The organism is Fibrella arboris (genome assembly GCF_041321095.1).
In the GTDB taxonomy this organism is placed as follows: domain Bacteria; phylum Bacteroidota; class Bacteroidia; order Cytophagales; family Spirosomataceae; genus Fibrella; species Fibrella arboris.
In genome coordinates, this window is the sequence record NZ_JBGGWE010000030.1 from 1 (window position 1) to 6,675 (window position 6,675).

A 6,675-nucleotide genomic window follows, 5' to 3' on the forward strand; every position below is an offset into this window, starting at 1 on the left:
TGGGGCCAGTTCTGCTCTTTGAGAGCGGCACAACGCCGTCGCAGCAGTTCGTAGTCAGCAGGTGTGTAAGTTGCCATACCTAAAAAAGAAAGCATCTTTATGAACCTACTCACATCTCAATAAATGGCGTTTCATAGATTTGTCGTGTTTATGAGCGTTTCAAAGTACAACTTCTCCGTATTTTCTAAAGCACTCAAATTGTCAGCCACTCTTTCTGGATTTTGGGTAACGTAATCTCTCAACTCATCAAAACTCTCTGCATCTTCCCAACCAAATCCCCACTCCGTAAAGAAGATTATTTTTTCAGTATTCAAGTAACGGTAAATTGCTCTTATAACAGACAGCCAACCGTTTTTTAAATTTTCATTAAGACAAATCTCATACCAGCTTGAAAAGTGCAGATACGAACCACTAAAGCTGATTATGTCTTTAAAAAAGTATACCGAAAACCGCCAGTGTGGGTACGTGTAGTGATGCCCATTACTGCACGGCAAATCGTATGATAATTGAATCACATCCTTTTTAATCTTCACCTCCCATAACTCCTTTCTGTAAACGGTGTCTATTGCAACGATTTCATTTTGAGGATTAATGAGGTTAATTTTTGACAGAAAGTCCAGATCGAGTGGAATATCTATCGTTTGGCTTGTCAGAAATTGGGCGGTTTCTTGAATATCGCCAATCGTGTTTTTACCCCAAACAAGAAGCCAGACAGCCATATAATCTTTTTTACTGTTGACAAACATTACCAGCGACAGGCGTACCCTGTGTCAACCGAAACCCGCCGAACCAGAATAAAGCCTGACCTCTACGGGTTGCAACCTGTCGCCCGGACACTGGAAATGCAAGCCAAAATCTGACCTCTGGGACGCGCTGCCTGTCGCCAAGCTGCTGATTTACAAGCATTTGGTGAGCGGACACCCAACACCCACAAGGGCTGATGGGAGTTGCTTTACTTACGGAAAGATACGTGCCTTTGACCTTTTCACCCTTGTCTTTGTTGGGATGCGGCATTGGCCTACTCGACCACTTTCCTGTCCGAGGTAAGTGGACCCCGCAAAGCTGACCAACAACGCACACAACCAAACAAGCCGAGAGAGGCCGAAAACGGGCAGACCAGGCTGTCAACGTGCTTTCGTAGGTACGATACTTTGTCGGCCGTGCCGTTTTGCACAACGTGCTGTCCAGCGGTGAAAAGCCTGTCGCCGGGCAGGTGGCAAGCTGACTGAAACGTGCTGTCAAGCGGTGATTGACCTGTCGACCAAGACGCCGCAAACCAACAAATAAACGCTCATTATCAACACGTTATCCTGTCGACCGATACGTAAAATACCCACTGACATGATTGAAGCACCCAACGCCAACAAGGGCTGATGGCCGAAACACTACTGAACGCAAGATACACAGCCTTGACCTTTTCACCCTTGTTTGGTTGGGCTGCCGCACTGGCCTAATCGCGTGATTCCTGTCCCCCGTAAGTGGACCCCGCAGAGCTGACCAACAACCGGTCCGCCGGTGCGGCACAATCCGATTAAGCCGAGAGAGGCCGCGAACTGTCGAGCCGAGGCTGTTGGTCGTGACCACTCAGACGGTCCGCCGCAGCGGTACGTTCCTGTGTCGCACGATACGCCTTTGTCGACGTTCTGTCAGACGGTTACTGACCTGTCCAACCAGACGCAAAACGCCAGCAAAAAACGTGCTGTCCAACGGTAATTAAATTGTCAACAGATGCGTGGCAAACCCACGAAGAACGCTCATTATCAATTTGTTATCCTGTCGCCCGTTACGTAAAATACCCGCTTGCATGAACGAATCACCCAACGCCCCAGAGGGCTGATGGTGAACGAAAGATAAGCTAAAACTCAGGTACATGACAACCTTTACACCCTCTGCTTCGTTGGGTGCCGCGTTGAACGCACCGAGTGTTTCCTGTCTGAGGTAAGTGGACCCCGCAGAGCAAAACTTAATGGATAGCCTGTTACTGTTTTTCCTTTCGAGGAGGCAGCTTAACCCCTTTCAGAAGGGCATTGGCTTTTGCTAGCTTCTCAGGGAAAAGAATTTGGCCCCGGTACTGATCTAACGACGAGTCAATACTAACGATGGGTGCTTTGCTGTTATTCAGTTCTTGTACGCTTTTCATAGTATGCAGAGTTTTAACTTAATCGGCGTTGCGCAATGAAACCATCATACTCTTTACCAACTTCAAAAACCACAAATTCGTCTCCTACCTGACCGTATAAGTCAAAGTCTTCCACAACCTCATCGTAAAAACGAGTGATGCCCATGCGGTAGAGCCTTGTCCGGGCAACGGTACTACCAGTAGCATACACATAGGCATCCGGGTACTTCTCAAAAAACGCATACAAGGCAGCTACAACGGTTGCTAATACTTTATCCGTATCGCCATTGTTTGAGATTACTAAATCATCAATCTCGCCAGTTTGTGCATTTTTATCACCAAAAGCAAGATTATATAAGTTAGGTCGGTTTGTTTGCTGGAACTGAATGAGTTTACGAATCATGCCCTTTGGCCCTTCGCTAACGAATTCGAAAACGGTTAAGCTTTGCTCCGCTTTGAGCGAGTATTTATCAAGCTTCATAAGCTGTAAATATAACTCAATTGCCAAACAAGCCATGTTGCCGTATCTGATACCGGCTCAAACGCATTTGTCAACGAGCTGTCGAACAGTGATTCACCTGTCGCACGAAGCGCGGAACACCAACAAAAGAGCACTAATAATCAATTATTTATCTTATCGCCGGTGACGTGAAACACCCACTTACATGCACGAATCGCCCAACTCCTGCAAGGGCTGACGCGACCGATAGGGAGTGTTCACCCTTGCTCTGTTGTGCCGACGGTCCCCCGGTCTCGACCAACCTTGGCTTTAGTGTACACCCATCGAATCCGGGGGATGGGCTGACGCGATGGCCGTGCATTTTTGGGCTAGCTTGTGTTCCCTTGACAGCGAGCTGCCCGCGCCCACAAGCTAGCCCAAAAATAGGACAAAAGCAAGGGCAGGTAGGGGGCATCTCGCACAACGACCACAAGGGCTGATGGCCAAAACTCTACTGAACGCAAACAACATGCCGCTGACCTTTTCACCCTTGTTCGTGTTGGGTGCCCCTCAGGCTAGCCGGACAGTTTCCTGTCCGAGGTAAGTGGACCCCGCAGAGCTGACCAACAACCGGTCCGCCGGTGCGGCACACAACCAAACAAGCCGAGAGAGGCCGAAAACGGGCAGACCAGGCTGTCAACGTGCTTTCGTAGGTACGTTACTTTGTCGGCCGTGACGTTTTGCACAACGTGCTGTCCAGCGGTGAAAAGCCTGTCGCCGGGCAGGTGGCAAGCTGACTGAAACGTGCTGTCAAGCGGTGATTGACCTGTCGACCAAGACGCCGCAAACCAGCAAACAAACGCTCATTATCAACACGTTATCCTGTCGACCGATACGTAAAATACCCACTGACATGATTGAAGCACCCAACACCCCAGGGGGCTGATGGTGGCCACAAGTTAAGCCAAACTCAGGTACGTGGCTACCTTTACACCCCCTGTCTGTTGGGCTGCCACATTGAGCTACCCGACAGATTCCTGTCGGAGGTAAGTGAACCCCGCAGAGCTGACCAACAACCGGTCCGCCGGTGCGGCACAAAACCAAACAAGCCGAGAGAGCGGTCCCGCGTCCGGGCCGAAGCCAACAGACTAGGCTGTCGAACGGTGGCTCTCAGGTACGTTGTCGTGTCTGTCGGAACGCATTTGTCAACGTGCTGTCCACGGTGGTTTGGCTTGTCGCCAGGTACGTGGCAAACCAACCAAAACGCGCTGTCGAGTGGTGATTCACCTGTCGACCGAGACGCGAAACGCCAGCAAAGGAACGCTCACTATCAATATGTTAACCTGTCGACCGATACGTGATACGCCCACTTGCATGAACGGGTCACCCAACAACCGCAAGGGCTGATGGTGAACGAAAGATAAGCGAAAACACAGGTACGTTACAACCTTTACACCCTCTGCCTGTTGGGCTGCCGCGTTGAACGCTCCGAGTGTTTCCTGTCCGAGGTAACACGCCAAAGCAGAGCCAGACTACTTTTAGGGATTATAATCTATATTACCTTTTGCGAGATTATGAGTAGCACACAATACTTGTAAATTTTCCAAGACTGTCTCCCCTCCCTTTGACCAAGGCTTTACATGGTCAAAATGTATATTTTCGCCTGTGACGGTAATACCACAAAGTCTGCATTTATTTCCGTCTCTCATTAAAACTTGGACTTTTAATCGCTCACTCGGAAACCTATTTGTCCTGTGTTTGAAAACAGGTGTTTCGTTTGGTAGAAGCTTAGCGATAACTTCAGTTGAATTTGAGTTATTTTGACCAATCTCATTGGCTGAATCTACATGCCTGATAAAGGCTTCAAGGGCATTTCGCCAAGTCCCAAACTTTGTCAAATATTGATGCACTGAATATTTTGAAATAGGGGTTTTCATATCCCTAAATGTTGGCTGTCGGCCAATACTAACCCAAACTTGCTCAAGATTTTCGAGTAATTCCTCAGTTTCAACTTCACGTTGCTGAACTAGCTGCAAACCCGCTTTCATTAGAGCATTGTTCCAACTACCAAATCTTACACCAATTGTACCAGCCGTATATTTTGACCCATTGTCATTATACTCCCTTGAAGAAATAGAATTTTTCCCGAGTTTGATCGCTATTTGCTTTAAATCCTCCAATAATTCATCATCTAGAATATTTCTATGGAAATCTTTTAGTTGATATTTCATTACCATTTTATAAAGTTTTCTGTCGAGCCAAATTACCTGTCAAGATTCCTAATATGTCGGCCAAAATGCTTTTTTTGCGTTCTGTCTACCAGACTTTAGAACGTGTTGGGGAATTATATTTGGTGAAGCAGTCAAAGGCGTTGAAGCATAATCTGAATGTTGGCTAAATACAACCAACTCACCGAAGATGATAGCGTATACTCGTAGTCTTTGACAATGCGCCGGAAAAAATTCGTCCAAGCGATGCTTCGTTCAACGACCCATCGCTTAGCAACAGGCACAAAACCTCGGGCCGATTCAGGTCGCGAAGCCTTCTCGAAATCGATGCTCCACTCAGCCAACGCCTGAGCAAATACCCCGTTGTAAGCCTGATCGCCATAGATCTTCTCCAACCGGTCCCCAGCCCGCCAAAGTATGGTGCCAATCAGGAAGACGGCCGCCGGGCCTTCCGCTTCATTGGCCGCGTGTACGTCGACCACCCATAAGCGGCCATCGGTGTCGACCACAAACTCGCGTTTGCGCCCGTTAACGCGTTTATTAACGTCCATACCCCGGTATTCACAAATCATGGGACTTAACTTAACACTTTGTGCATCAATGCATAAAACAGACGGATGGGCTTCTTTACCGACTCGTTTACGGTCTAATTGATTCAAGGCTACGTTGATTCGCTCAAAGGTGCCATCTTGCTTCCACTGGTCGAAGTAATAGTAAACGGCCTGCCAGTTGGGCCATTCCTCAGGCAGATTTCGCCACTGGCAGCCCGTTCGCAAAAGCCACAAAATAATGTTGATCATCTGGCGCGGGTTGTGTTTACGCTTGCGTTTGAGATTGAAAAAAGGCGAAATTGCGGCCCATTGAGGGTCGGTCAGTGGCTTCCACTGTTTGGTCATGACTTTGTAGTTTGGCGACCACAAAGTTGGCACGACTCTCAACCTTTCTCAATTCCCAAACACGCTCTTAGCCTGTCGGCAGGTACGTGGCAAACCCACGAACAACGCTCACTATCAATTAGTTATCCTGTCGCACGTAACGTGAAACGCCCACCGACTTGGACGGGCCACCCAACGACCGCAAGGGCTGATGGTGCACCACAAGATAAGCCACCATCAGCTACGGTACACCTTTGCAACCTTGCCCTTGTTAGGTGATGCCGTAGTGCGACGGGCTGTGTCCTGTCCACCGCGAGTGGACCAAGCAACGCTAACCAACAACGCACACAACCAAACAAGCCGAGAGAGCGGTCCCGCGTCCGGGCAGAAAACTCGCAGACCAGGCTGTCAACGTGCTTTCGTAGGTGCGTTACTTTGTCGGCCGTGACGTTTTTCACAACGTGCTGTCCAGCGGTGAAAAGCCTGTCGCCGGGCAGGTGGCAAGCCGACTGAAACGTGCTGTCAAGCGGTGATTGACCTGTCGACCAAGACGCCGCAAACCAGCAAACAAACGCTCATTATCAATTCGTTATCCTGTCGACCGATACGTAAAATACCCACTGACTTGAACGGGTCACCCAACGCCTGCAAAGGCTGATGGCGTACCACAAGATGGAGCAAACTCAGGTACGTTCGACCTTTTCAACTTTGCCTTTGTTGGGTGATTCCGCTGGCCTACTCCGAGTGATTCCTGTCCGAGGTAAGTGGACCAAGCAGAGCTGACTAACGATTCTAATCTACTCGGCGCTTTAACAAGTCATATATATCCTTGCGTGGTCCAACGGCGACAATCGTAACGATGATTACATCATCTTCGATTGTGTAAACAATCCGATAATCACCACTCCGAAGTCGAAATAGTTTGTCATAGCCGTTGAGTTGCTTGATGTTACCTGAGCGCGGGGACTCCCCTAACCGGCTAATCGCTTTGATAAGTTGCTGTTGGATCTTCTT

6 protein-coding genes are annotated in these 6,675 nt (G+C 48.7%); all 6 read right to left on the reverse strand.

Translation table 11 applies throughout. The features are described from left to right. Nucleotides 1–131: 131 nt before the first annotated feature. Nucleotides 132–719: a hypothetical protein gene (locus tag ACAW75_RS26010; RefSeq protein WP_370731715.1), complete on the reverse strand. Its 588-nt coding sequence runs from the start codon at nucleotides 717–719 to the stop codon at nucleotides 132–134. 1,259 nt (nucleotides 720–1,978) lie between these two features. Continuing rightward, complete coding sequence (locus ACAW75_RS26015; RefSeq protein WP_370731716.1) at nucleotides 1,979–2,140, reverse strand: hypothetical protein; 162 nt, start codon at nucleotides 2,138–2,140, stop codon at nucleotides 1,979–1,981. A gap of 13 nt (nucleotides 2,141–2,153) precedes the next feature. Beyond that, nucleotides 2,154–2,600 (reverse strand): DUF6934 family protein, encoded by a 447-nt coding sequence (locus ACAW75_RS26020; RefSeq protein WP_370731717.1) that lies wholly within the window; start codon nucleotides 2,598–2,600, stop codon nucleotides 2,154–2,156. Nucleotides 2,601–4,096: 1,496 nt separating this feature from the next. Continuing rightward, nucleotides 4,097–4,789, reverse strand: coding sequence for a homing endonuclease associated repeat-containing protein (locus tag ACAW75_RS26025; RefSeq protein WP_370731718.1), 693 nt, complete (start codon nucleotides 4,787–4,789; stop codon nucleotides 4,097–4,099). Nucleotides 4,790–4,920: 131 nt separating this feature from the next. Beyond that, nucleotides 4,921–5,682: an IS5 family transposase gene (locus ACAW75_RS26030; RefSeq protein WP_370731719.1), complete on the reverse strand. Its 762-nt coding sequence runs from the start codon at nucleotides 5,680–5,682 to the stop codon at nucleotides 4,921–4,923. Between the two features lie 771 nt (nucleotides 5,683–6,453). Further along, the coding region (locus tag ACAW75_RS26035; protein WP_370731720.1) for a type II toxin-antitoxin system RelE family toxin at nucleotides 6,454–6,675 on the reverse strand (222 nt) is incomplete at its 5' end.